This window comes from Actinorhabdospora filicis (assembly GCF_030269765.1).
GTDB classification, from domain to species: domain Bacteria; phylum Actinomycetota; class Actinomycetes; order Mycobacteriales; family Micromonosporaceae; genus Actinorhabdospora; species Actinorhabdospora filicis.
Genome location: NZ_BSTX01000001.1, coordinates 856,088 through 877,727 on the forward strand (window position 1 = coordinate 856,088; position 21,640 = coordinate 877,727).

At 72.9% G+C, this 21,640-nt stretch carries 24 protein-coding genes; 11 read left to right on the plus strand and 13 right to left on the minus strand.

What is annotated here, in order from left to right:
* Positions 1-153: 153 nt before the first annotated feature.
* The 3 genes from QSK10_RS03860 to QSK10_RS03870 are packed head-to-tail and all read left to right on the plus strand — an operon-like array spanning position 154 to position 2,009.
* The gene (locus QSK10_RS03860) at positions 154-792 is read left to right on the plus strand and encodes a thioredoxin domain-containing protein (protein WP_285662914.1); all 639 of its coding nucleotides are present in this window, start codon (positions 154-156) and stop codon (positions 790-792) included.
* Positions 789-1,364 (plus strand): vitamin K epoxide reductase family protein, encoded by a 576-nt coding sequence (locus tag QSK10_RS03865; protein WP_285661174.1) that lies wholly within the window; start codon positions 789-791, stop codon positions 1,362-1,364. Before QSK10_RS03860 ends, QSK10_RS03865 begins: the two co-directional genes overlap by 4 nt.
* Positions 1,365-1,403: 39 nt before the next feature.
* Positions 1,404-2,009 carry a restriction endonuclease gene (locus QSK10_RS03870; RefSeq protein WP_285661175.1) on the plus strand — a complete coding sequence of 202 codons (606 nt, stop codon included), beginning with the start codon at positions 1,404-1,406 and terminating at the stop codon, positions 2,007-2,009.
* A 3-nt stretch (positions 2,010-2,012) separates the two neighbouring features.
* Here the strand turns inward: QSK10_RS03870 and QSK10_RS03875 are convergent, their stop codons facing one another.
* Entirely contained in the window at positions 2,013-3,014 is a 1,002-nt protein-coding gene (locus QSK10_RS03875; protein WP_285661176.1) for a TetR/AcrR family transcriptional regulator, read from the minus strand.
* Between the two features lie 84 nt (positions 3,015-3,098).
* On the opposite strand from QSK10_RS03875, the gene QSK10_RS03880 reads away from it, so the two are divergent.
* Positions 3,099-4,229, plus strand: coding sequence for a cytochrome P450 (locus QSK10_RS03880; protein ID WP_285661177.1), 1,131 nt, complete (start codon positions 3,099-3,101; stop codon positions 4,227-4,229).
* A gap of 50 nt (positions 4,230-4,279) precedes the next feature.
* Here the strand turns inward: QSK10_RS03880 and QSK10_RS03885 are convergent, their stop codons facing one another.
* The 5 genes from QSK10_RS03885 to QSK10_RS03905 all read right to left on the minus strand — a co-directional run bounded on the left by QSK10_RS03885 (position 4,280) and on the right by QSK10_RS03905 (position 9,042).
* On the minus strand, positions 4,280-5,434 hold the full coding sequence (locus QSK10_RS03885; protein WP_285661178.1) for a sialidase family protein: 1,155 nt from the start codon (positions 5,432-5,434) through the stop codon (positions 4,280-4,282).
* Positions 5,435-5,629: 195 nt separating this feature from the next.
* A complete protein-coding gene (locus QSK10_RS03890) occupies positions 5,630-6,820 on the minus strand; it encodes an ABC transporter permease (RefSeq protein WP_285661179.1) in 1,191 nt (396 codons plus the stop codon).
* 1 nt (position 6,821) lies between these two features.
* Positions 6,822-7,472, minus strand: coding sequence for an ABC transporter ATP-binding protein (locus tag QSK10_RS03895; protein WP_285662915.1), 651 nt, complete (start codon positions 7,470-7,472; stop codon positions 6,822-6,824).
* A 5-nt stretch (positions 7,473-7,477) separates the two neighbouring features.
* Positions 7,478-8,551, minus strand: a complete 1,074-nt coding sequence (locus QSK10_RS03900) for an efflux RND transporter periplasmic adaptor subunit (RefSeq protein WP_285661180.1) — start codon at positions 8,549-8,551, stop codon at positions 7,478-7,480.
* Positions 8,548-9,042, minus strand: a complete 495-nt coding sequence (locus QSK10_RS03905; protein ID WP_285661181.1) for a hypothetical protein — start codon at positions 9,040-9,042, stop codon at positions 8,548-8,550. The genes QSK10_RS03900 and QSK10_RS03905 overlap by 4 nt, the downstream gene beginning before the upstream one ends.
* A gap of 129 nt (positions 9,043-9,171) precedes the next feature.
* Between QSK10_RS03905 and QSK10_RS03910 the strand changes: the two genes are divergently transcribed.
* A complete protein-coding gene (locus tag QSK10_RS03910; protein WP_285661182.1) occupies positions 9,172-9,828 on the plus strand; it encodes a response regulator transcription factor in 657 nt (218 codons plus the stop codon).
* Entirely contained in the window at positions 9,825-10,949 is a 1,125-nt protein-coding gene (locus QSK10_RS03915) for a sensor histidine kinase (protein WP_285661183.1), read from the plus strand. The genes QSK10_RS03910 and QSK10_RS03915 overlap by 4 nt, the downstream gene beginning before the upstream one ends.
* On the opposite strand, the gene QSK10_RS03920 is transcribed toward QSK10_RS03915, so the two are convergent.
* The 3 genes from QSK10_RS03920 to QSK10_RS03930 form a co-directional block, all read right to left on the minus strand.
* Positions 10,946-11,362, minus strand: a complete 417-nt coding sequence (locus QSK10_RS03920; RefSeq protein ID WP_285661184.1) for a very short patch repair endonuclease — start codon at positions 11,360-11,362, stop codon at positions 10,946-10,948. The genes QSK10_RS03915 and QSK10_RS03920 overlap by 4 nt on opposite strands.
* A 52-nt stretch (positions 11,363-11,414) precedes the next feature.
* On the minus strand, positions 11,415-12,002 hold the full coding sequence (locus QSK10_RS03925; protein ID WP_285661185.1) for an MPN domain-containing protein: 588 nt from the start codon (positions 12,000-12,002) through the stop codon (positions 11,415-11,417).
* 98 nt (positions 12,003-12,100) lie between these two features.
* Positions 12,101-12,586, minus strand: coding sequence for a MarR family winged helix-turn-helix transcriptional regulator (locus QSK10_RS03930; RefSeq protein WP_285661186.1), 486 nt, complete (start codon positions 12,584-12,586; stop codon positions 12,101-12,103).
* Between the two features lie 96 nt (positions 12,587-12,682).
* Here QSK10_RS03930 and QSK10_RS03935 point away from each other — a divergent pair, with 96 nt between their 5' ends.
* Complete coding sequence (locus QSK10_RS03935; protein ID WP_285661187.1) at positions 12,683-13,243, plus strand: YceI family protein; 561 nt, start codon at positions 12,683-12,685, stop codon at positions 13,241-13,243.
* Positions 13,244-13,429: 186 nt separating this feature from the next.
* Here QSK10_RS03935 and QSK10_RS03940 read toward each other — a convergent pair whose 3' ends face one another.
* A complete protein-coding gene (locus tag QSK10_RS03940; RefSeq protein ID WP_285661188.1) occupies positions 13,430-14,203 on the minus strand; it encodes an AfsR/SARP family transcriptional regulator in 774 nt (257 codons plus the stop codon).
* A gap of 137 nt (positions 14,204-14,340) precedes the next feature.
* On the opposite strand from QSK10_RS03940, the gene QSK10_RS03945 reads away from it, so the two are divergent.
* The gene (locus QSK10_RS03945) at positions 14,341-15,675 is read left to right on the plus strand and encodes an RICIN domain-containing protein (RefSeq protein WP_285661189.1); all 1,335 of its coding nucleotides are present in this window, start codon (positions 14,341-14,343) and stop codon (positions 15,673-15,675) included.
* Between the two features lie 46 nt (positions 15,676-15,721).
* On the opposite strand, the gene QSK10_RS03950 is transcribed toward QSK10_RS03945, so the two are convergent.
* Positions 15,722-17,797 (minus strand): alpha-galactosidase, encoded by a 2,076-nt coding sequence (locus QSK10_RS03950; protein WP_285661190.1) that lies wholly within the window; start codon positions 17,795-17,797, stop codon positions 15,722-15,724.
* A gap of 114 nt (positions 17,798-17,911) precedes the next feature.
* Between QSK10_RS03950 and QSK10_RS03955 the strand changes: the two genes are divergently transcribed.
* Positions 17,912-18,550 carry an NUDIX hydrolase N-terminal domain-containing protein gene (locus QSK10_RS03955; protein WP_285661191.1) on the plus strand — a complete coding sequence of 213 codons (639 nt, stop codon included), beginning with the start codon at positions 17,912-17,914 and terminating at the stop codon, positions 18,548-18,550.
* Here QSK10_RS03955 and QSK10_RS03960 read toward each other — a convergent pair.
* The gene (locus QSK10_RS03960) at positions 18,547-18,975 is read right to left on the minus strand and encodes a MarR family transcriptional regulator (protein WP_285661192.1); all 429 of its coding nucleotides are present in this window, start codon (positions 18,973-18,975) and stop codon (positions 18,547-18,549) included. The two genes, QSK10_RS03955 and QSK10_RS03960, sit on opposite strands and share 4 nt — an antisense overlap.
* A 73-nt stretch (positions 18,976-19,048) precedes the next feature.
* Between QSK10_RS03960 and QSK10_RS03965 the strand changes: the two genes are divergently transcribed.
* Together QSK10_RS03965 and QSK10_RS03970 are read left to right on the plus strand one after the other, a co-directional pair.
* A complete protein-coding gene (locus tag QSK10_RS03965; RefSeq protein WP_285661193.1) occupies positions 19,049-19,849 on the plus strand; it encodes an alpha/beta fold hydrolase in 801 nt (266 codons plus the stop codon).
* A 32-nt stretch (positions 19,850-19,881) separates the two neighbouring features.
* Positions 19,882-20,607 (plus strand): DUF1963 domain-containing protein, encoded by a 726-nt coding sequence (locus QSK10_RS03970; RefSeq protein WP_285661194.1) that lies wholly within the window; start codon positions 19,882-19,884, stop codon positions 20,605-20,607.
* A 67-nt stretch (positions 20,608-20,674) separates the two neighbouring features.
* On the opposite strand, the gene QSK10_RS03975 is transcribed toward QSK10_RS03970, so the two are convergent.
* Entirely contained in the window at positions 20,675-21,601 is a 927-nt protein-coding gene (locus QSK10_RS03975; protein WP_285661195.1) for an SDR family NAD(P)-dependent oxidoreductase, read from the minus strand.
* Between the last annotated feature and the right edge of the window lie 39 nt (positions 21,602-21,640).

Genomic DNA, 21,640 nt, shown 5'->3' on the forward strand with positions numbered 1-21,640 from the left:
CGCCCGGTCTCCCGTCCCCGCGCGCCTTCGCGCGCCCACAGCCTTGAGCAGGGATCTCGCATGTCCAAGAAGCAGCAGAACCGTCCCGCCGGCGGCAAGAAGACCCGCCCGGCCGCGAAGAAGGGGCCCGTCGCCGCGGCGCGGTCCCACGGCATGAGCACCAACCTGAGGATCACCATCGGCCTGATCGTCTTCGCCGTCCTCGCCTCCGTCGGCATCGTCGCGATCGCCAACGCCGGGGACGAGCCGGTGGTGTCGAACGAGCTTCTCGTCCGCCCCGACAGCCACAAGCTCACCTCCGCCACCGACGGGAAGGCGACGCTGGTGGAGTTCCTCGACTTCGAGTGCGAGGCCTGCCGCGCGCTCTACCCGGCGATGGAGAAGCTGCGGAAGGAGTACGACGGGCGGATCACCTTCGTCGTCCGCTACTTCCCGCTGCCCAGTCACGCCAACGGCGAGCTGGCCGCGCGCGTGGTCGAGTCGGCGGCCGCGCAGGGGAAGTTCGAGGCCATGTACCAGAAGCTGTACGAGACGCAGGGCGAGTGGGGCGAGCAGGGGTCCCCGCAGGAGGCGCTGTTCCTGGACTACGCCCGCGCGATGGGCCTCGACATGGCCGCGTTCCAGGCGAAGCTCGCCGACCCCGCCACCGCCGAGCGCGTCGCCAAGGACATGGCCGACGGCCGGTCCCTCGGCGTCGACCGCACACCGACGGTCTACTTCAACGGCGAGCACGTCAAGGAGCCGTCCTACGCGTCCCTCAAGTCCGCCGTCGACGCGGCCCTGGCCTCATGAGGCGCCCGCTGCCGTGGGTCCTGACGATCGGCGGCCTGATCGGCCTGGTCGCCGCCTTCGTCCTGACCGTCGAGAAGATCGCGCTGCTGAAGGACCCGTCCTACCGGCCCAGTTGCAGCCTCAACCCCGTACTGTCCTGCGGTTCGGTGATGAAGACGGAGCAGGCGGAGGCCCTCGGGTTCCCCAACCCGCTCATGGGCATCGCCGGGTTCGCCGTGGTGACGACCGTCGGCGTGGTCCTGCTGACCGGGACGCGCCTGCCGCGCTGGTTCCACCTGGGCCTGCAGGCCGGCGCCACGTTCGGCGTGGTCTTCGTGCACTGGCTGATCTTCCAGAGCCTGTACCGCATCGGCGCCCTGTGCCCGTACTGCATGGTCGTGTGGACGGTGACGATCCCGATCTTCTGGTACACCACCCTCGACACCCTCGGGCGCGTCCCGCTGCCGCGTCCACTGCGGACGGTGGCCGACGCGCTCACGCGCGCGCACTCGGCCGTCCTGGTGCTGTGGTACCTGGTGATCATCGCGCTGATCGGCGTGGAGTTCTGGGATTACTGGCGCACACTGCCGTGAACCGGCTTTTTGTCGCATCCCGCCGATAGCGTTCCGGTCATGGCACGACGCAAACGCGGCGGCGGAGGACTCCAGCTCCTGGGCTTAGGGGTCCTCGCCGCCCTCGTCCTGACGACCGCCACGCGCTGGGTGCGCGAGCACCCCGGGACGGCCGCCGCGGTCGCCGCCGCGGTGTGCGCGCTCGGCGGCCTCATCGGCTACCTCGTCCTGCGCGAACGCCGCCTGACCGCCGAACGGCTCGCCGAGCGCGAACGCAACATCGCCACCACCGACGGCCTGCGCGGCCCCGACTTCGAGGAGTGGGTCGCCCGCCTCATGCGCCGGACCGGCTTCCGCTCGGTGACCGTCCGCGGCGGCGCCGGTGACCAGGGCGCCGACATCACCGCCCGCGCCCCCGACGGGCGCTGGACCGTCGTCCAGTGCAAACGCCACCACCCCGGCCGCCCACTGGGCTCACCCGCCGTCCAGACCTTCGCCGGTCCCGCGCACAAGATCCACAAGGCCGAACTGGCCGTCCTGATCGCCACCACCCGCTTCACCGCGCCCGCCCGGCGCGACGCGGCCCTGATGGAGGTCGTGCTCATCGACCGCGACCGCCTGGCGGCGTGGGCGACCGATCAGGTGGCGCCGCGGGAGCTGGGGTGAGGCTCACCCCGCCGCCACCGCCCACACCGCCCCCCGCCCCTCCGCGATCGACACGATGCGGCCGTGGTGGACGCGGGCGGCGATCTCGGTGGCGTCGCTGACGGCGGTGGCGCCGAGTTCGGTGGCGCGGCGGCCTTCGGGGTCCAGGATGAGGCGGACGGGCGGGAAGGCCTTGGGGTGGGCGGCGGTGAGGAGGGTGGTGCGGAGCTCGGCGAGGTGGAGGCGGGCGAGCTGGCCGAGTTCGCCGGGGTCTCCGGTGACGATCAGGACGGTGACCTCGGTGCCGCGGGGGGCGGCGCGGAAGGCGTCCTCGACGGCTTCGAGGCGGTGGAGGCCGAGGACGGCGACGATGCCGTCCTCGTGGGCGGTGGGCTGGTCGGCGGGGAGGGCCTTGGGCGCGAACTCGGCCCAGACCGGGGGGTCGAGCTGGTCGGTGAGCACGAAACCGGCCATCTGCTCGCAGGCGGAGACGATGTCGAAGGGCTCGATGAAGCCGGGGGCGGCCGTCAGCTGCACGGCGCCGTGCAGGGTCGCCAGGAGGGTCTCGGCGAGGCGGACGCGGCGGGGCGCGCGGGGCGGGAGGTTCTCCAGGGTCAGCCCCAGGAGGATCGCCTCCAGCCTGAGCAGCTGCGCGAAGGGCAGGCGGGTGCGCTCGTCGGCGAGGACCTCGGGGATCAGGTCGGCGCGCAGGCGTTCGGGCGCGAGGACGGGCGTGCCGGCCAGGCGGGCGCGGGCGACGGCGCCGAGGGCGTCGCGGACGGTGGCGTCCGGCGGCGGGGAGGGCGGGTCGGGGACGCGTTCGGCGAGGTCGGCCAGGACCGCGAAGTAGAGCGCGCGCTTGCCGGGGAAGTTCGAGTAGACCGCGCCGCGGGTCAGCTCGGCGCGCTCGGCGATCGCGTCGATCTTCGCCTCCCGGTAGCCCAGGCGCGCGAACTCCTCCAGCGCGGCGGACAGGACGCGCTCGCGGTTGCGCTCCTGCTGCTCGGCGCGGCTCAGGCGGCCCATCGGTCTCCCATCGGTTGCGGACGCGTCCCGTCCAAGATACCGTCGCCATTCAGATGACCTCATCATGTGATTGGAGTATCCCGCTTGCTCCCCTCGATCGATCTGACCGATCCCGGCGTGCTCGCCGACCCGTTCGCCGCTCACGGGCGCGCCCGTGAGCTGTCCCCGGTCGTCACCCTCGACGCGCCCGGCATGCCTCCGATGTGGACGGTGACCCGGCACGCCGAGGGCCGGGCCGCCCTGGCCGACGCGCGGCTGGAGATGCGCCCGGCCAGCTTCGCGATGCGCCCGGACGTCCCCGAGCACTGCCGTCCCTACATGCGCTCCATGCAGGAGGTGGAGGGCGAGGAGCACGCCCGGCTGCGGCGGGCGGTGGCACCGGCGTTCACGCGCGGTGCCGCCGAGGACTTCCGCGAGCGGGCCGCGCGGCTGGCCGGCGAGCTGCTGGACGGCCTGTCCGGCGAGACCGACCTGCTGGCGGCCTTCGCACGGCCGCTGCCCTCGGACGTGATCGCCGAGCTGGTCGGGGTCCCGGCCACCGACCGTCCACAGTGGCGGGAGTGGGGCGCGGCGGTCTCCATCGGGCACGGCCCGGCGTTCGCCGCCGCGATCCCCGGCATCGTGGACGCCGCGCGGCGGGCCGTCCACCACGAGGGCGTGCTGACCGCACTCGCCCACAGTGGACTCGACGGCACCGAGCTGGCCGCGCTGGTCTGGCAGCTGCTGCTGGGCGGGCAGACGCCCACCAACCTCATCGCCAACGCGGTGCGCGTCCTGCTCACCACGCCCGGCGCGTGGGAGACGCTGCGGGACGACGAGTCGCTGCTGCCGGGCGCGGTCGAGGAACTCACGCGCTGGTGCGGGCCGCAGCTCATGACGTTCCCGCGCTTCGCCCGCGAGGACGTCGAGGTCGGCGGGGTCACGATCCCGGCGGGCTCGATGGTGACGGTCTCGATCGCCGCCGCCAACCGGGATCCGCGCGTCTTCGCCGAGCCGGAGCGGCTGGACCTGCGCCGGGAGTCCTGCCCGCACCTGGGCTACGCGCACGGCCCGCACTTCTGCCTGGGCGCGCCGCTGGCCAGGGTGCAGACCGAGGAGGCGCTGCGGGCGCTGCTGCGGCGGTTCCCGAAGACCCGCGCGGCGGACACGCCGGCGCACTGGCTGCCGGATCCGGGGACGCTGCGGCTGGCCGCGCTTCCGGTCGTCCTCGGCTGAGACGGCGGACGGCCCGCCCCTCGTGAGGGCGGGCCGTCCTGGTGCGATCCCTACGGCTCGACGGCGAGGCCGAGGTAGAGGGTGGCCGGGTTCGCCGGGTTGAAGGCGAGCGCGCCCAGGCCGTGGTAGTCGTTGTGGGTGAAGGTGACCACGCCGGTGGTGGCGCTGTACTTGTACACGAACGTGCCGGTGCCGGCGTAGTTCGAGCCGAACTCGAAGTAGAGGGTTCCGGCGTCCACCGGGCTCGGGAACAGGTTGGGCCCGTTGTAGATGGTGATGTCGCCGCCCTGGTCGGCGATGGGCGCGAAGGTGCGCCCGCCGTCGGTGGAGCGGTAGATGTGGCGGCCGTCGGTGGGGTCGTGGGCGTCGTTCTGGTCGATGTCGAGCGCGGCGGCGTAGACCACGTCACCGTCCACAGGGGAGACGGCGACGCTGAAGACGTTGACGCCGAAGCGCCCGCCGGGGGTGAGGTCCAGTCCGGCCGACCGGGTCCAGTTCACGCCGCCGTCGAAGGTGACGTAGGCGGCGCCGGAGGCCCCGACGACCGCGTGGGCGAGGTCTCCGGGGTCCACTGTGGTGTCGTAGCCGGAGTGGACGCCGATGCCCCCGGCGTTGCCGCCCAGGGTGCCCCAGACCGCGCCGCCGTCCCAGGTCTCGTAGAGCCGCCCGGCGTTGTCGCCGATCACGACGTGGTCGGGGTCGTACGGGTCGGCCGTCAGGCCGGTGGCGCCGGCCGGGGTCGGGTCGGTGAGGGTGGTGACGGTCGTGCCGTCGAGCCGGTACAGGCCCCGGACGGGGCTGTCGGACCACAGGTAGGCCCGCGATCCGCCCGCGGCGGTGGCGCGCACGTTCTGTCCACTCGGGAGGGTCGCCACCGGCGACCACGAGCATCCGGCGTCGGTCGAGCGGTGGACGGTGACGGTCGTCCCGCCCCCGGGCCAGGCCGTCACCTCCTGCACCGCGACGAGAGTGTCCGGCGTCTCAAGCGCGGCGAGCCCGTTGGTGTAGACCACCGGCCCGGGACGGGTGGCCGGGGCCAGCGTCGCGCCGTCGTCCTTGCTGAAGGTGATCGCGCCCGGGCCGCTCACCGACGCGCAGGACGGGTCGTGCCAGGAAGGCGCCGCCGCGGCCGGGTTCGTGGCCAGCCCGATCAGCGCCAGGGTCGCGGCGGCCGCGGTGGCGGCGCCGGTCTTGATGTATCGCATCGTGCTCCTTCTGATCTGTTGATCAAATGGGACGAGCGAAGTCTGCGGGGGCCAAGTGAACAGGCAAGGGTGATAACCGCGCAAGTCGGACTGTGAACCAACTCATCGTGATCGCAGGTTTACTCAACCGCATGATCATGTACACAATGGACGGTTCGCGCCGGTGCGGCCCGGTTCGGCCGCACCGGCAATGTTTCAGGTGGTCGCGAGGGCCTCGGTGGGTGCCAGCCGGGCCGCCCGGATCGCCGGATACAGCCCGGCGACGGCCCCGATGAGCAATGTCACGCCCACTCCCCCGGCGCTCGCCCACGCCGGGACGACCATCGGCCAGTCCTGCGTCCCGGCGTACAGGCCCGTGACGGCGATGCCCAGGACCGCGCCCCCGACGCCGCCGAGGGCCGACAGCAGCAGCGATTCGGCCAGGAACTGCAGGCGGATGTGCCCGCGGGTGGCGCCCAGCGCCCGGCGCAGCCCGATCTCCGAGCGCCGCTCCAGCACCGAGATCACCATCGTGTTGGCCACGCCGACGCCGCCGACCAGCAGCGCCACACCGCCCAGGCCCAGCAGCAGCCCGGTGAAGGCGGCGTCGGTCGCCTGCTTGGCGGCCAGCGCGTCGGAGGGCCGCGAGACCTTGACCTCGTTGGGGGACATCGGATTGGCGGTGGCCGCCAGCAGCGACCAGACCGCCTCCACGGCGTCGTCCTCGGCCCGGGTGTACACGGTCGTCGGTGAGCCGTCGAAGCCCAGATAGGACTCGGCGGACGGCCAGCCGACCAGCGCGGCGGAGTCCAGCTCGGGTGCCAGCGCCACCGGCTCCAGCACGCCGACCACCGCGAACCACTGGCCGCCCAGGTAGACCTGCACTCCCTCGCCCGCGGCACCGATCCCGAGCCGCCGGGCCGCCTGCGCGCCCAGCACCACCGCCGGATAGCCCTCGGTGGCCGCGTTCAGCCACGTCCCGCTGTCCATCGTGGACCCGATCCCCTCCGGCAGGTCCAGCCTGGCCGCCTGCACCGAGATCCCGCCGGTCTCGGCAGCCGGGATCCGGTCGTTGCGGTAGACCTTCGCGCCGCTCACCCGGCCCACGGCGGTGACGCCCAGGACGCTCGGGATGCGCCCGATCATCGCCACCGACTCCTTCGGCAGCGTCGCCGTCCCGCCCATGACCGTGCTGCCGGGTGCGACGGTGAGCAGGTTGGTGCCCAGCGCGGCCAGCGTCCGGTCCAGCTCGGCGCGCCCGGAGGCGGAGATGCCGACCACGCCGATCATCGCCGCGATCCCGATGGCGATCCCCAGCGCCGACAGGAACACCCGCAGCGGCCGTGTGCGCAGTCCCGCGCCGCCGACCCGGAGCACGTCGGCCGGGCGGAGCCTGGAGTCGTCCACCTCAGACCACCTCCCCGTCGCGCAGCGCGATCGAGCGGGGCAGGCGCGCGGCGATCTCCCGGTCGTGGGTGATGACCACCACGGTCGTGCCGGTGTCATTGAGCCCGGTGAGCAGCGCCATCACGCCCTCGCCGGAGACCGAGTCCAGGTTCCCGGTCGGCTCGTCGGCCAGCAGCAGCGCCGGTGATCCGGCGACCGCGCGGGCGATGGCGACGCGCTGCCGCTCACCGCCGGACAGCTCGCCCGGCAGGTGGTCCAGGCGCTCCCCCAGGCCCACCCGGGTCAGCGTGGCCGCGGCCAGCCTCCGCCGCTCCCGCAGCGGGACGCCGCCGTAGAGCAGGCCGTCGGCGACGTTGTCCACGGCGGACTGTCCAGGGTGGAGATGGAACTGCTGGAACACGAACCCGATCCGGTGCGCCCGCAGCGCGGCCAGCTTGCGGTCGGGCAGAGCCGACACGTCGTGCCCGTCGACGCGCAGGACGCCCGTGGAGGGCCGGTCGAGCGTCCCGATCAGGTGCAGCAGCGTCGACTTGCCCGAGCCGGAGGGCCCGACGATCGCGGCGAACTCACCGTGCCCGATGGTCAGCGAGACGTCCCGAAGCGCGGCCACGCCACCGGGATAGGTCTTGCCGACGCCCTCCAGCTCGATCACCCCGCTCACGCGGCCACCCCCACCGTCATGCCCTCGGCGAGCCCGTCGCCGCTGACCTCCACGCGGCCGTCGGCGAACAGGCCGGTCTCCACCGGGATCGTGCGCACCGCGCCGTTCTCCACGGCCTGGACGCCGTAGCGCCCGTCGCCGAGCACCACGAGGGCTCCGATGGGGACGGTCAGCACGTTCTCGTGCTTCTCGGCGGCGAAGCCGACCTTCACCGCGGCCTGGTCCAGGCCCTCGACGTCCTTGGGATCGTCGACGGTGACCCGCAACCGGACCTTGGTCTTGGGGTCCTGGCCGGTCTCCCCGGCGACGATGACGGTGCGGACCTCGGCGATGGTGGCCGCGGCGGTCCGGCCGTTCGGGAGGCGCACCTTGACCTTGGCGTCGGCCACGGCCAGGCGCCGCTGCGCGACGTCGAGGTCGACGGTGACGACCTGCTCGGTGCCGGAGTAGGTGAGCAGCGCGGTGCCGGGGCCCGACTGGTCGCCCGGCGCGGCCTTGAGCGCGTCCACCCGCACTTCGCCGTGGGCGAAGACCACCCGGCCGAGCTCGACGACGCCGGTGCCGGTGAGCCCGAGGTCCTTCTGCCACTCGCGGACGGCGAGGGCGGTCTGCCAGGAGTAGGTCTCGTCCACGGTGAAGCCGTCGTAGCCGAGGGCGGCCAGGTTCCGCTCGAACTGCTTCACGTCGGCGCCCTTGGTGCCCGCCGACAGCGCGCGGTAGGCGGGCAGGTCGCCGTACATGAGCACCAGCGGTCCATTGTCGACGGACGCGAGGGCCTGACCGCGCTTCACGATCGCCCCGGAGTCCGGCAGGGCGGTGACGGTGCCGCTCAGCCGCGCGCCGAGGGTGAGGGTGTCGCCGTAGCCGAGCGTGCCGTTCTCGTTGCGGGAGTCGACGATCGTGCCCTTGTCGACGGTGGCGGTACTCGCGGGCAGGTCCGGGGCGGCCTGGCCCGGATCGTCCCCGGTGAACAGGTCGAAGCCGGTCGCGGCGGCGGTGGCCGCGCCCACCGCGAGCACGGCGGTGGCGATCACGGCGATCCGGCCGCCCCTGCGGCGGCGGCCCCTCATCCGTTCTTCTCCGAATGCGTTCCGCCGGGCCCGCCGCAGGTCTTGTCGGCGGCCTGGAAGCCGGGGTCGTTCGGGTCGAACTGCCGGCCGCTCAGGGAGATCCCGCCGGTCTCGGGATCGGGGTCGGGGAAGTCGGGCAGCCCGTGCTCCCGCATGCACTTGGCGTACTGGCGGTTCTTCTCCAGCTGCTCCGCGCTCAGTTTCGGCGGCTCGCCGCCGTTCGGCATGAACTTCTTGCACTCCTGGTTGGCCGCCTCCACCACCTGCGGGTCCATGCCGTCGGGCACCGACAGGTCCACTCCCTTCCCGGGCTCGGGATCGGGCATGTCGATGCCGTGCTCCCGCATGCACCTGGCGTAGGCGACCATCGTGTCCTCAATGGACATCGAGGGCGAGCTCTCCGCCGAGGGCGTGTCGCCCTCGCCCGGGGAGCAGCCGGTCAGGATGAGGCCCGCGAGCACGGCGAGGGCCAGCGCGATGCGCGATCGCATGATGATCGTCCTCCAACGCGGCCGGGCACTCGCCGGCCGACGCGGCTCAGCCAACGCGCCGGGCGGTTTCCCCGCCGTTAGCGGAAACGGAAACGCGCCGGAAACGGCCCGCTGCGGCAGCATGGGGCCATGCGGATTCTCGTGGTGGAGGACGAACCGGTGCTGGCCGAGGCGGTGGCGTCCTGGCTGCGCGCCGAAGCGCACGCCGTCGACGTCGCGCTGGACGGGGCGGCGGCGCTGGAGCGCGTCGGCGTCCACGAATACGACGTGGTGGTCCTGGACCGCGATCTGCCGCTGGTGCACGGCGACGAGGTGTGCCGCGCGATCGTGGCCGCCGAGGAGCCCGCCCGCGTCCTGATGCTGACCGCGTCGACCACTGTGGACGACCGGGTCGCCGGGCTGTCCCTGGGCGCCGACGACTACCTCGCCAAACCCTTCGCCTTCGCCGAACTGGCCGCCCGCGTCACCGCGCTGGGCCGCCGGTCGCGGCCCGCGGTGCCGCCCGTCCTGCAACGCGCGGGCATACGCCTCGACCCCAACCGCCGCGAGGTCTACCGCGACGGGCGCTACGTTCCCCTGTCCCGCAAAGAATTCGCGGTGCTCACCGAGCTGCTGCGCGCCGACGGAGCGGTCGTCTCGGCCGAACGGCTGCTGGAGAAGGCCTGGGACGAGCACGCCGACCCGTTCACCAACGCCGTGCGGCTGGCCGTGCTGAAGCTGCGCCGCAAACTCGGCGAGCCCGCCGTCATCCGCACCGAGCCCGGGGCGGGGTACCGGATCCCGTGAGGCGCCTGACGATCCGCGCCCGCCTGACGCTGGTCTACGGCGGGCTGTTCTTCCTGGCCGGCGGCGTCCTGCTCGGGCTGACCTACTTCCTGGTCCGGCAGCAGCTGCTGGGGCCCGGCCCGCAGAACACCATCACCAACGGGCCGGAGCCCGCCGCGTCCGGCCCGTCGTTCATGACCGGCGACACCTTCTCGCAAGGCGTGGTCGAGGCGCAGGGCGACGCGCTGCGGCAGCTGCTGGTCCAGGGGACCATCGCGCTGCTACTGGTCGGCGTGGTCGCCACCGCCTTCGGCTACCTGCTGTCCGGGCGTCTCCTCCAGCCGCTCCAGCGCGTCACCGAGACCGCCCGCCGCATCGCCGACGCGCCCGCCGCCGACCGCGGCCTCCACGAGCGCCTCGCCCTGTCCGGCCCCCGCGACGAAGTCAAGGACCTCGCCGACACCTTCGACCTGATGCTGGAGCGCCTCGACGGCTCCTTCGACGGGCAGCGCCGGTTCATCGCCAACGCGTCTCACGAACTGCGCACGCCCCTCACCCTCAACCGCGCGCTCATCGAGGTCGCGCTCGCGCAGGGCACCGACGTCCGCCTCCTCGGCGAGACCCTCCTCGACATCAACGCCCGCCACGAACGCCTCATCGACGGGCTGCTGCTGCTCGCGGCCTCCGAACGCGAGCTCGACGAACGGTCCTACGTGGACATGGCCGACATCGTCGAGCACATCGCCGCCACCACCCCCGCCGAGGACGTCACGGTCACCACCGCGACCGCCGAGGCCGCCACCACCGGCAACCCCGTCCTCCTGGAACGGCTCGTGCAGAACCTCGTGGAGAACGGCGTCCGCAACAACGAACCCGGCGGCCGCGTCCACGTGACCAGCGCGACCCGCGACGGCCGCGCGGTGGTGGAGGTGACCAACACCGGGCCCGTCGTGCCCCGCTACGAGATCCCCGGGCTCTTCGAGCCCTTCCGCCGCCTGGCCGACCGCGTGCGGGCGCCGGGCGCCGGACTGGGGCTGTCGATCGTGCGCGCGGTGGCGCACGCTCATGGTGGGGACGTGCGGGCGGAGCCCGGGGAGGGGGGCGGGCTGGTGGTGGTGGTGGAGTTGCCGGGGGCGGACTAGTGCGTGCGGACGAGGGCGGCGACCTTCGCGGCCGCCTCGGCGGTGTCCTCGTGTTCCCACACCCGCAGGACGGTCCAGCCGTGCTCGGCCAGGACCCGGTCGGTCTCGGCGTCCCGCCGCCGGTTCACCACGATCTTGTCGGCCCAGTAGGCGGCGTTCGTCGCCGACTTCGTGTGGTGCTCGGGGCAGCCGTGCCAGAAGCAGCCGTCCATGAACACCGCGATCTTCCGCCGGGTGAAGACCAGGTCGGCCGTCCGGCGCAGCTTCGGCAGCGGCCGCACCGACACGCGATACCGCAGTCCCATCGCGTGCACCGCCCGCCGCAGCGCCAGTTCGGGCTTGGTGTCCCGACTCTTGTTGGAGCGCATGCTCTTGCGGACGCCCTCGCTCGACGCGCCGGCGGGTCTGGTCACGGCCACCGGGCCACCGTAGGCCGGCGCGGTCGATCTCTCCCCCGCGGGTGCGTCACACCCCGACCGGCACATGCACCGAAAGCCCCCGCGGCGCCTCGCCCTCTTCCACCGGCGAGCTCCACGCGCCCAGTGCGTAGTGGGGCTGGTCGCCGAGGGCGGATATGAAGCAGATCAGGTTGACGGGCCAGCCGGTGCGATGGAACAAGTACGCGTCCATCGGGGTGGGGTGTTCGCTGATGCGCTGGCCGCGTTCGTGGGGTGGGCCGATGCGGTGCCAGTCGGGGTGGAGGTGGATGGAGCCGAGGATCTCCATGCCCTGTTCTTCGGCTTCGCGGTGGGCGGCGAGGAGGTCGCGGGAGTCGCACCAGTAGCCGCGGCGGGTGTTGGCGTAGGCCGGGCCGAAGCAGGGGACGATGGTCTCGGCGAATTCGGCCAGGACGAGGGGGGAATCCTCGCGGACGTTGCGGGCGAAGCGGATGCGGTGGATGTGCGCCGTGTCGCCGTCGATGTCGCCGAGCAGGAGCGCCCAGCAGCGCGGGGGCGCGTCGGGGCGGGCCGCCTCGTACTCCTCGGCGGCGGTCTGGACGAAGGGGCCGAGCATGCCCGCGCGGGCGAAGGCGACGGCCGTAACTAGTGACACGCCTCGCACGGTAGCCAACAACCGCCGGGGAATCACGTGTCCGGAGGTTAACTCCCCATTCGGCTCACCGGGGACGACACCGGACGCGGTGGGCTTGATCAGGAGTTCAGGAACTCGTCGCATTCGCCGGCCGCGCGGATCCGGGCGACCACGCGTCCGGTGATGGACGTGAGGGTGGCGATCTCCTCGGGGGTGAGGAGGTCGATGAAGTAGGCGCGGACGGCCTCCACGTGCGGTGGGGCGGCGGCCACGATCGCGGTGCGGCCCTGCTCGGTGAGCTCCACCATGGTGCCGCGGGCGTCGGTCTCGCATTCGGTGCGGACGAGGAGGCCGCGCTGCTCCATGCGGCGCAGCTGGTGGGCGAGGCGGCTGCGATCCCAGCCGACCTCGTTGCGCAGTTCGCGGGCGCGCAGGCGCTGGCCGGGGGTCTCGGACAGGACGACGAGGAGCGTGTAGTCGGCCTCGGAGAGCCCGGAGTCCCGATTCAGTTGTTTCTCCAATGTCCCGGCCAGGACCTGGTACATCTCTCGGTAGCCGCGCCAGGCGGCCTGCTCCTGCTCGTTCAGCCAGTTCGTGGGGGTCATGGATGTGATCCTACCCCCTGATGTTGACGCATCAGCATCCTTCCGCTATGTTTGCTGACACGACAGCAAGTCGTGCGATTCCTGAGGGAGACACCAATGAGCATCGTTCTCGACCCCGCCCTGACCGGCACCTACGTCCTCGACCCGAGCCACAGCCGCCTCGGCTTCGTCGCCCGCCACGCGATGGTCACCAAGGTGCGCGGCTTCTTCGAGAAGTATGAGGGCACCGGTTTCCTCGACTTCTCCGCGCCGGAGAAGTCCACCGCGAAGGTCACCGTCGACGTCGCCAGCGTCAACACGGGCAACGAGCAGCGGGACGGGCACCTGCGCGCCAACGACTTCTTCGACGCGCCGAGCTTCCCGCAGATCACCTTCGAGTCCACCGGCGCGAAGGTCATCGACGAGACCACCTTCGAGCTCACCGGCGACCTGACCATCAAGGGCGTCACCAAGCCCGTCACCGTCGAGTTCGAGTACACCGGCACCGCCACCGACCCGTTCGGCAACCTGCGCGCCGGCTTCGAGGGCAAGACCGTCATCAACCGCAAGGACTGGGGCGTCAACTGGAACGCCGCCCTGGAGACCGGGGGCGTCCTCGTCTCCGAGAAGGTGACCCTGGAGTTCGACGTCTCCGCCATCAAGCAGGCGGACGCGTAAGGACGGGCTCCCCAAAGACCTGTTCCCTCAGGACCCCGCCCCCGGCCGTCACGGTCGGGCGCGGGGTCCTAAAAGCGCGAGGCCGCAGGGAGAAACGGTCCCGCACGCCGGATTGGGCTTTGACGGCCGGACATCGGCTGCGGTTCCGACATGTCACGGAATTCCGCCTGTTGGGACGGCGGCGGCTCAGACCGAGCACGCCGTCAGCAGCCCCGGATCCGCCCGCACGATCCGCAGATACGTCTCCTGCAGCGCCGGACCCGGGTCGACCCCGAACTCCTCGGCCAGCCGCCGCCGGACGCCGGTGTAGACCCGCAGCGCGTCGGCCTGCCGCCCGGCCCGGTAGAGAGCGGTCATCAGGTAGCCGGTGGCGCGCTCCCGGAACGGATGCGCCCGGCAGAACGCGGTCAGCTCGGCCGCCGCCGCGTGATGGCGGCCGCAGGCCAGATCCAGCCGCAGCACCTCCTCCACCGTGGACAGCCGCCGCTCCTCCCACTCGGCCCGGCGGCGCTCGGCGAAAGGTCCGTCCACACCGGACATCGCCTGCCCCTTCACCAGCTCCAGGGCCCGCCGCAGCAGGACGGCCGCCGCGCCCGGATCGGGCGTCTCGCGGGCGGCGCGGGTGAGCGCCCCGAACTCCGACAGGTCCACCGTGGACGTCTCCGGCAGCCGCAGCGCGTAACCGCCGCCGCTGCACACCAGCGGGTTGGGCACGTCGGCGCAGGACAGGACGCGGCGCAGGCGCGAGGCGTAGGTCCGCAGGGACTGCCCCACCCGGGCGGGCGCGAGATCCCCCCAGATCCCGTCGCTCAGCTCCTCGGCCGGATGCACCCAGCCCGGCCGGAAGACCAGCATGGCCAGGAAGGCCCGCTGTCTGGGCCCGCCCAGGTGCAGCGGGACGCCGTCCCGCCACGCGCGCACCGGGCCGAGCACGCCCACGCGAATGCCATCGGATTCCATCGATTCCCCCCTTGGATCTACGGTCCGGCCGCGAGTGTGCCGTCAGGCCGTTGCGGACGGATTGACATCCGGTTGACGCCGGAGGCGTCCACGCTTCATTGACAGCGTGTTCACGGCCGCCCGGCAGGCTTCCCGGCATGCGACTCCTCAAGCGCACATCACAATGGACACTGGCCGCCGCCACGCTGGCGGCCCTGATCGCGGCCGGGACGGCCCAAGCCGCGCCCGCCCGCCCCGGCGTCATCGCCGACGAGAAGCTGCCGGCGCCCGCCGTCCGGCTGCTGTCGGCGCCCACCAACACTCCCCCGCGCTGCGACGGGGACGGCCAGAGCGGCAAGCGCGTCCAGCTGCTCTACGTCCGCGGCGACCGGCAGGCCGACCGCCTGGAGCAGCTGCGCCCGACGTTCGTGGAGCACGTGAACAACATCAACGGGCGCTTCGTGCAGACCTCGGAGGCCATGGGCGAGCGCCGCGAGGTCCGCTTCGTGCACGACTCCTCGTGCGCGCCGACCATCACGCGGGTGGTCATCCCGCAGTCGGCGATGGACGACCCGGACGCCGGGAAGGCCCGCGACGCGGTGGAGGCCGCGGGTTACGGCCGCGCCGACCGGAAGTACGTGGTGTGGACGGAGAACACCGTCTGCGGTCTGGGCTGGGGTGGCCGGGGCGATCAGCGCACCGGCGACGCCAACGAGAACAACTGGTACTCGGGCTGGGCGATGGTCGGCCTGAACGGCTGCTTCGGCAATCCCGACGCCGACGTCCACGAGCTGCTGCACACGATGGGCGCGGTGCACCGGGACGCCCCGTACGCCACGACCAACGGTCACTGCTTCATCTACGGCGACCTGATGTGCTACGACGACGGTGGCATCCCGAACCCGCCGGGGCGGATGATCAACTGCCCGAACCCGGGTGAGGGCTGGATCGACTGCAATCACGACTCGTACTTCAATCCGCGTCCGCGCGCCGGCGGTTACCTGTCCTCGCACTGGAACATCGCCGACAGCCTGTTCCTGATCCGGGGCGGCGGCGGTTCGCCGGGGCTGCCGACCTCGCGGGTGAACTTCACCAACGCGGCCAACGGCTACGTCGCCGACGTCGATTACGCGCAGACCGCCGATGGGACGAAGGTGAAGCTGGAGGGCGAGCACGGGCACGACGCCTCGCGCTGGAACCTGGCGGCGCTGGGCGACGGGACGTACCGGATCACGCCGGTGCTGGCCTCGGGCAGCGCGCTGGACGCCAACACCGACCGGTCGCGGGTGGTGGACGGGACGAGCTACTTCGCCCAGATCTGGGGTTACGGCGGTGGCGCGAACCAGAAGTGGCGGATCACGTCCAATGGGGACGGCACCTACAAGATCGTCGCCTTCGACGGCGGCTGCCTGACGGGTGAGAACCCGGGCAGCGCGCTGGGCGTGTGGGCGTGCACGGGCGCGGCGAACCAGAAGTGGCGCATCGCGCAGTAGCGGGAGTGAACGGACGGCGGGGGCGCGCATCGCGCCCCCGCCGTCGTCATGCGCGGGTGACTTCGAGGGCGTAGGCGTCGCCGGGGCGCAGGACGGGCGCGGTGAGGCCCATCGCGGCCAGGTCGCCGCCGGTGGCGGTGATCGCGGGCCGCCATTCGGCGCCGCGCCAGGTGGGCGCGGGGATCTCGGGTACGAGGCGGACCTCGTAGGCGGCGGACGGGTCGAGGCCGGGCAGGCGGAGCCGGGCGGGGCCGGTCCCGTCGCTCGTGGTGAGCTGGGCGTAGGCGTAGATCGCGTGCGAGGCGTCCCGGGCCACGACCCCGTAGAGGTTGGCGGCGGGGTCGGGGTGGTCGGCGCGGACGGTGACTCCACTGTGGATGGTGGCGCGCAGGCGCTTGTAGGCGCCGATGAACGCGGTGAGCTCGGCCAGCTCCTCGGGCGCGCAGGTGGTGATGTCCCATTCGATCCCGGCGTGGGCCAGGAGCGCGGTGACGGTGCGCATCCGCAGCCCGGTGGCGCGGCCGGTCTGGTGGTTGACGGGGGCCGACACGTGGGCGCCCGTCAGCTCCGGCGGGAGCAGGAGCCCGGCCCAGCGCTGGATGGTCTGGCGCTCGATGGGGTCGGTGTTGTCCGAGGTCCACACCCGGTCGGTGCGCTCCAGGACGCCCAGATCGGCCCGGGAGCCGCCGGAGGAGCAGGACTCGATCTCCAGGCCCGGGTGGCGGCGCTTGAGCTCGTCGATGAGCCGGTAGGCGGCCAGGGTCTGCGCCCGGACGCCGCCTGCTCCATTGTGGACGGCCTCGTGCAGGTCGCGGTTGTGGTCCCACTTGATGTAGGTGAGGGCGTACTCGGCGATCAGCGCGTCCATCCGCTCCAGGATGTGCGTGTAGGCCTCCGGGCGGGCGATGTCCAGGACGAGCTGGTGGCGCGAGGGGTCGGGCAGGCGGCCGGGCGCGGCCAGGAACCAGTCCGGGTGCTCCTCGGCGAGTTTCGAGCGCGGGTTGATCATCTCCGGCTCGAACCAGAGCCCGAACTCCATGCCCATCCCGCGCACGTGCTCCACCAGCGGGTGCAGGCCCTCGGGCCACACGTCGGGGTCGACGATCCAGTCGCCGAGCCCGGCGGTGTCGTCGCGGCGGCCCAGGAACCAGCCGTCGTCGAGGACGTAGCGCTCGACGCCGATCTCGGCGGCCCGGTCGGCCAGGGCGGTGAGGCGGGCGAGGTCGTGGTCGAAGTAGACCGCCTCCCACACGTTCAGGGTGAAGGGACGAGCGGTGCGCGGGTGCTGCGGACGGGCGCGCAGCCACGCGTGGGACGCCTCCGACAGCCCGTCCAGGCCACGCGGCGAGTAGGCGAAGTGGACCCACGGGGTCCGGTAGGTCTGCCCGGGTTCGAGGCGGACCTCGCCGGGGGTGAGCAGCTCGCCGCCGCCCAGGACGCCCTCGGCGTCGGGGAGTCGCTGGGCGAGGTGCTGGTGGTTGCCGCTCCAGGCGACGTGGACGCCCCAGACCTCGCCGTGCCGGAAGCCGAAGCCGGGGGTCCCGGCCACGTAGAAGGGCGGCGAGCCGAAGCCGGTCCGGCCGCGCCGGGACTCGTGGGCGACCGTGGACCGCGCGAAGGCGAGCCGCTGGGGGTGCTTCTCGCGGGCCCAGTGGCCGGTGGTGTCGAGGACCTCGCGGGCGGCGTCGGGCACCGGCAGCAGGCACAGGATCTCGTCGGCGGTCCACACGCCGCGCCCGGTGTTGCACACGGTGTGCCGCATCCGCAGCATGCCCTCGGGCGACAGGTGCAGCTCGCTGCGGACGTCGACGCCGGCCGCGTCGTCCATCGCGTCGACGGTGACGCTGCCGCCGCCGGCGGGGTCGTGGACGACGGCCGGTGGCGCGCCGACGGTCAGGCGCAGGTGCGGGAGCGCGCCGTCGCGGTGCCCGGACAGGGCCGGGCGGCCCATCCACTTGTCGTGCTGGGAGGGCAGCAGGCTGGTACCCGGCGCCAGCCCTTCGACGGCGGCGCCGACGCGCGCGCCCCAGTGCAGGACGCGCGGCAGGCCGGGGCCGTCGAGGTCGAGCACGAGCGAGGTGTGCCCGGCGGTGAGGACCACGGGAGAGGTCGTGTGAGTCATGGTGCGGTCGGCTCCGAGAATGAGGGAAGTTCCACCGTGTTCACACTTAATCACAGAGGATCCAACATGGCCACCGCCAGTGTTCCTAACGATCCCGCTGGCTACTCTCGCCTGATGACGGATCCGGTGCGCGCTCTCCACGACATGGCCATCGAACTGGGCGCCATGGTGCAGAACGGCCTCTACTACGCCACCGACAAGTACGAGATCGCCCGCTACACCCGCATGCGGGAGATGACCGCCGAGATCCTCGCCCTGATCGCCGACCGCGACGCCGCCGATCTGCTCGCCGACATCCAGATGGACCGGGGCCACGCCACGCCCAAGGTGGACGTGCGCGCCGCCCTCTTCGACGGCGAGGACCGCGTCCTGCTGGTCCGCGAGGCCCGCGACGGCCGCTGGTGCCTGCCCGGCGGCTGGGTGGACGCCCTGGACCTGCCGCACGCGGCCGCCGAGCGCGAGTTCGCCGAGGAGGCCGGGCTGAAGGTGCGCACCACCAAGCTGGCCGCGCTGCACGACGGCAGCGTCCACAATGGCCACACCGGGCCCTGGCACGTCTACAAGCTGCTGTTCCTGGTGGAGCGCACCGATGACGCCGACCCGGTCGCCGGTCTCGACGGCGAGACGACCGACGTGCGGCACTTCGCGCTGGACGAGCTGCCCGAGCTGTCCATCGGGCGGACCACGGCGGCGCAGCTGGAGCTGCTGCTGCGGCACCACCGCGAGGGCAGGCTGGCCACCGAGGTCGACTAGCGCGGCTTCAGCAGCCCGCCGGACAGGGTCTCCAGTACCGCCAGGATCCGCGCCAGCTCGCTCTCGCCGACGTCCGGCAGCGCGGCGGCCAGCGCGGCGTCCACGCTCGTCTCTTCCGCCTCGCGCCAGCCCTCTTCGAGTTCGCCGGGGGCGGGGGCGACGATGGTGCGCCGCCGGTCGGCGGGGTCGGTGCCGGTGACGAGCAACCCCATGCCCTTGTACTTGGCGACCGTGGCCGACACCAGGCTTTGCGGGTAGCCGGTGCGGGCGGTGATCTCCTTGATGGCACTGCCGGGGTTGTCGAAGATGTCGACCAGGATCGCGCGGGCGCTGACGGGCAGCGAGGCGAGGTGCCCGTGGGGCATGGCGGCCAAGCCGATGGCGCTCAGCTTGTGTCCCAGGAGCAGCAGTTCGAGCCCGTTCATGCCCCCATGATGTCACCATCCGGTGACGCATCTACATCTTGATGCATCAGGATTTCGATGTATCATCTTTCATATGGAATATTCTCTGGACGTCCCGGGCGCCACCATCCACTACCGGCTCCGCGGCGACGGTCCCCCGCTGCTGGTGCTCGGCGGCGGCTACGCCAACGCCGACACCCTCGCCCCCCTCGTGGACGAGCTCGCCGCCCACTACACCGTCCTCACCCACGACCGGCGCGGCCAGGCGCGCAGCCCGCGAAGCGGCGGGACGGCGTCCATCACCGAACACGCCGAGGACGTCGCCCGCCTGCTCAGCGAGCTCGGCGAGGTGCCGGTCGCCGTCTACGGGTCCAGCATCGGCGCGCTCATCGCGCTGGAGCTGACCGCCCGCCATCCCGAACTCGTGCACACCCTCGTCGCCCTCGAACCGCCGGACACCGGCCTGCTGGACGGCGCGCTGCGCGAACGCGCCGACGCCGACCTGCTCGGCGCCGACCGGGCCTTCCGGGAGTCGGGCGCGATGGCCGGGCTGGCCCGCTTCGGCGCCTTCGCCGGCGTCGACCCGCGCGACCGCGAGGACGGCGTCGTGCTGGAGGACCCGCGCGAGCGCATGGCCGACCTGGAGTACTTCCTCGGCGAGGAGTGCGCCGCCATCGCCGCCCACCACGTCGACGTCGAGGCCCTCAAGGCCGCGCCGACGCGCATCGTCCCGGTCAGCGGGGTGAACTCGGCGGACCTGTGGGTGCGCGTCTGCGCCGTCGAGCTGGCCGCGCGGCTGGGCGTGCCGTGGCAGGGGGTCCCGGGCGCCCACAACGGGGACATGTTCCGCCCGCACGCCTTCGCGGCCCGGCTCCGGGAGCTGCTCGCCGGATAGGCGCTGTCGCACCCGGAAGGCACAATCGCCGGGTGACCTACACCGAGATGGCCGACCTGCTGCCCGGCGAGCTCGCCGGGCCGTGGCGGGCGCTGCTGCGTCCCTGCGCCCGCCTCCGCACCGCGACCGGGAAGGAGCCGGTCGCCGGGGTCCTCGGCGGGGTGCCGGCGCTGCCCGACGGTGTCCCCACCCCGCCCGGGCCACTGGCGGCGGCCGTGCGGTGCGCGGCCCTGGGGCTCGCGGACTTCCCGGACACCGGCAGCCTGCTGTTCTTCCTCCCCGGCGACGACTGGGAGATGTCGGACGCGCGGGTCCTGTACGTGCCGGGTGAGGTCGACGTGGACGATCCCGAGGCGGTGCTGACCGCCGCGATCGACGACAGCGCGCCGGAGCTGGAGCTGCCCGCCTCCCGCGAGGCGCTGCTCGGCTCGCGGGAGGAGTGGCCCTCGCCGCGCGAGACGCCCGCCGCGCTGCGGCCGTTCCGGCGGGCCTACACCGCGCACCGCACCTACATCGGGCACCAGGTGGGCGGCCACGCCGTCCCGCTCCAGGAGGCGGTGCAGTACGACCTAGTCGCCGAGGACGCCCATGCCGAGGACGGCGAGGGCTGGGGTGGTCCCGAGTTCGAGGCGGCCGCCGCGGAATGGGCGTTCCTCGCGCAGTTCGAGGCCGATGAGTGGGTCGCCTACTGGCTCATCCGCCGCGCCGACCTGGCCGGGCGCCGCTTCGAGCGGGCCCGGCTGGTCATGCAGGCCTAGGGCCTGTCCCGGCCGCCTTCCGCTGCCACGTACGACGGGGGTACGTGGCGGCGGGACCGGTCACGGCTCAGGCCGCCCGCCCGGTCTTGCCGCCGTCCAGGACGAGCTGGTTGCCGGTCATGTAGGGCAGGTCGCCCGAGGCCAGTAGCAGCGCGCCCGCCGCGATCTCCTCGGCCGAGGCCATGCGGCCCATGCCGGGCACGTTCGACGTGCCCCACGCGTCGCGCATGACCGCCCAGGCGGCGTCCGGCAGGTCGATGGCCCCGGCCAGGCGGCGGACCAGTTCGGTGTCGGTGGTGCCGGGGATGAGCGCGTTGACGCGGATCCCGTCCTCGGCGTAGTCGGCGGCCGCGGCCTGGACCAGCCCGATGAGGCCGCGTTTGGCCGCGGCGTAGGCGGCGCGGCCCGGCGAGGTCACCACCGCGTTCGACGACGAGGTGACCACGATGGACCCGCCGCCGCGCTCGATGAGGTGCGGCGCCTGGTATTTGATCGCCAGGAACACCCCGCGCAGGTCGGTGCCGATCACGTCGTCCCACTCGGCGGCCGACAGCTCGTGCAGGCGGCGCTCGATGGAGATCCCGGCGTTGTTCAGGCACACGTCGAGTCCACCGTAGACGGACACCGCCTGCTCGACGAAGGCCCGCACGTCCTCCTCGACGCGCACGTCGGCGCGGATGTAGGTGGCCTCGCCGCCGGCGTCGCGGATCTCCTTCTCCACCGCCCGGCCCCGGTCCTCGCGGCGGCCGCAGAAGGCGACCCGGGCGCCCTCGTGGGCGAACAGCTTCGCCGCCGCCCGGCCGATCCCGGAGGTCGCGCCGGTGACCAGCACGACCTTGTTCTCGAAGCGGCGGGCCGCGCCCGGCTCCACCACCGCCGGGGCCTGCGCGCCCCGGATCGCCGCGACCGCGCCCACCGCTCCCGCCACGACGCCCGCCGCGCCGACACCGGCGACGAGGAGGCGGCGGCGGGTCTTCCCGTTCGTCTCATCCATGCCACCAGCCTCGGCGGAGGCGCCGGATACGTCATCTGT

Excerpts from the sequence above, each read along its gene's own strand:
- QSK10_RS03870 (WP_285661175.1), top strand. The coding sequence starts at position 1,404 with ATGGCACGACGCAAACGCGGCGGCGGAGGACTCCAGCTCCTGGGCTTA.
- QSK10_RS03865 (WP_285661174.1), top strand. The coding sequence starts at position 789 with ATGAGGCGCCCGCTGCCGTGGGTCCTGACGATCGGCGGCCTGATCGGC.
- QSK10_RS03960 (WP_285661192.1), bottom strand. The coding sequence starts at position 18,975 with ATGAACGGGCTCGAACTGCTGCTCCTGGGACACAAGCTGAGCGCCATC.
- QSK10_RS03885 (WP_285661178.1), bottom strand. The coding sequence starts at position 5,434 with ATGCGATACATCAAGACCGGCGCCGCCACCGCGGCCGCCGCGACCCTG.
- QSK10_RS03945 (WP_285661189.1), top strand. The coding sequence starts at position 14,341 with ATGCGACTCCTCAAGCGCACATCACAATGGACACTGGCCGCCGCCACG.
- QSK10_RS03930 (WP_285661186.1), bottom strand. The coding sequence starts at position 12,586 with ATGACCCCCACGAACTGGCTGAACGAGCAGGAGCAGGCCGCCTGGCGC.
- QSK10_RS03910 (WP_285661182.1), top strand. The coding sequence starts at position 9,172 with ATGCGGATTCTCGTGGTGGAGGACGAACCGGTGCTGGCCGAGGCGGTG.
- QSK10_RS03940 (WP_285661188.1), bottom strand. The coding sequence starts at position 14,203 with ATGGAATCCGATGGCATTCGCGTGGGCGTGCTCGGCCCGGTGCGCGCG.
- QSK10_RS03935 (WP_285661187.1), top strand. The coding sequence starts at position 12,683 with ATGAGCATCGTTCTCGACCCCGCCCTGACCGGCACCTACGTCCTCGAC.
- QSK10_RS03860 (WP_285662914.1), top strand. The coding sequence starts at position 154 with ATGAGCACCAACCTGAGGATCACCATCGGCCTGATCGTCTTCGCCGTC.
- QSK10_RS03965 (WP_285661193.1), top strand. The coding sequence starts at position 19,049 with ATGGAATATTCTCTGGACGTCCCGGGCGCCACCATCCACTACCGGCTC.
- QSK10_RS03905 (WP_285661181.1), bottom strand. The coding sequence starts at position 9,042 with ATGCGATCGCGCATCGCGCTGGCCCTCGCCGTGCTCGCGGGCCTCATC.
- QSK10_RS03950 (WP_285661190.1), bottom strand. The coding sequence starts at position 17,797 with ATGACTCACACGACCTCTCCCGTGGTCCTCACCGCCGGGCACACCTCG.
- QSK10_RS03900 (WP_285661180.1), bottom strand. The coding sequence starts at position 8,551 with ATGAGGGGCCGCCGCCGCAGGGGCGGCCGGATCGCCGTGATCGCCACC.
- QSK10_RS03875 (WP_285661176.1), bottom strand. The coding sequence starts at position 3,014 with ATGGGCCGCCTGAGCCGCGCCGAGCAGCAGGAGCGCAACCGCGAGCGC.
- QSK10_RS03975 (WP_285661195.1), bottom strand. The coding sequence starts at position 21,601 with ATGGATGAGACGAACGGGAAGACCCGCCGCCGCCTCCTCGTCGCCGGT.
- QSK10_RS03955 (WP_285661191.1), top strand. The coding sequence starts at position 17,912 with ATGACGGATCCGGTGCGCGCTCTCCACGACATGGCCATCGAACTGGGC.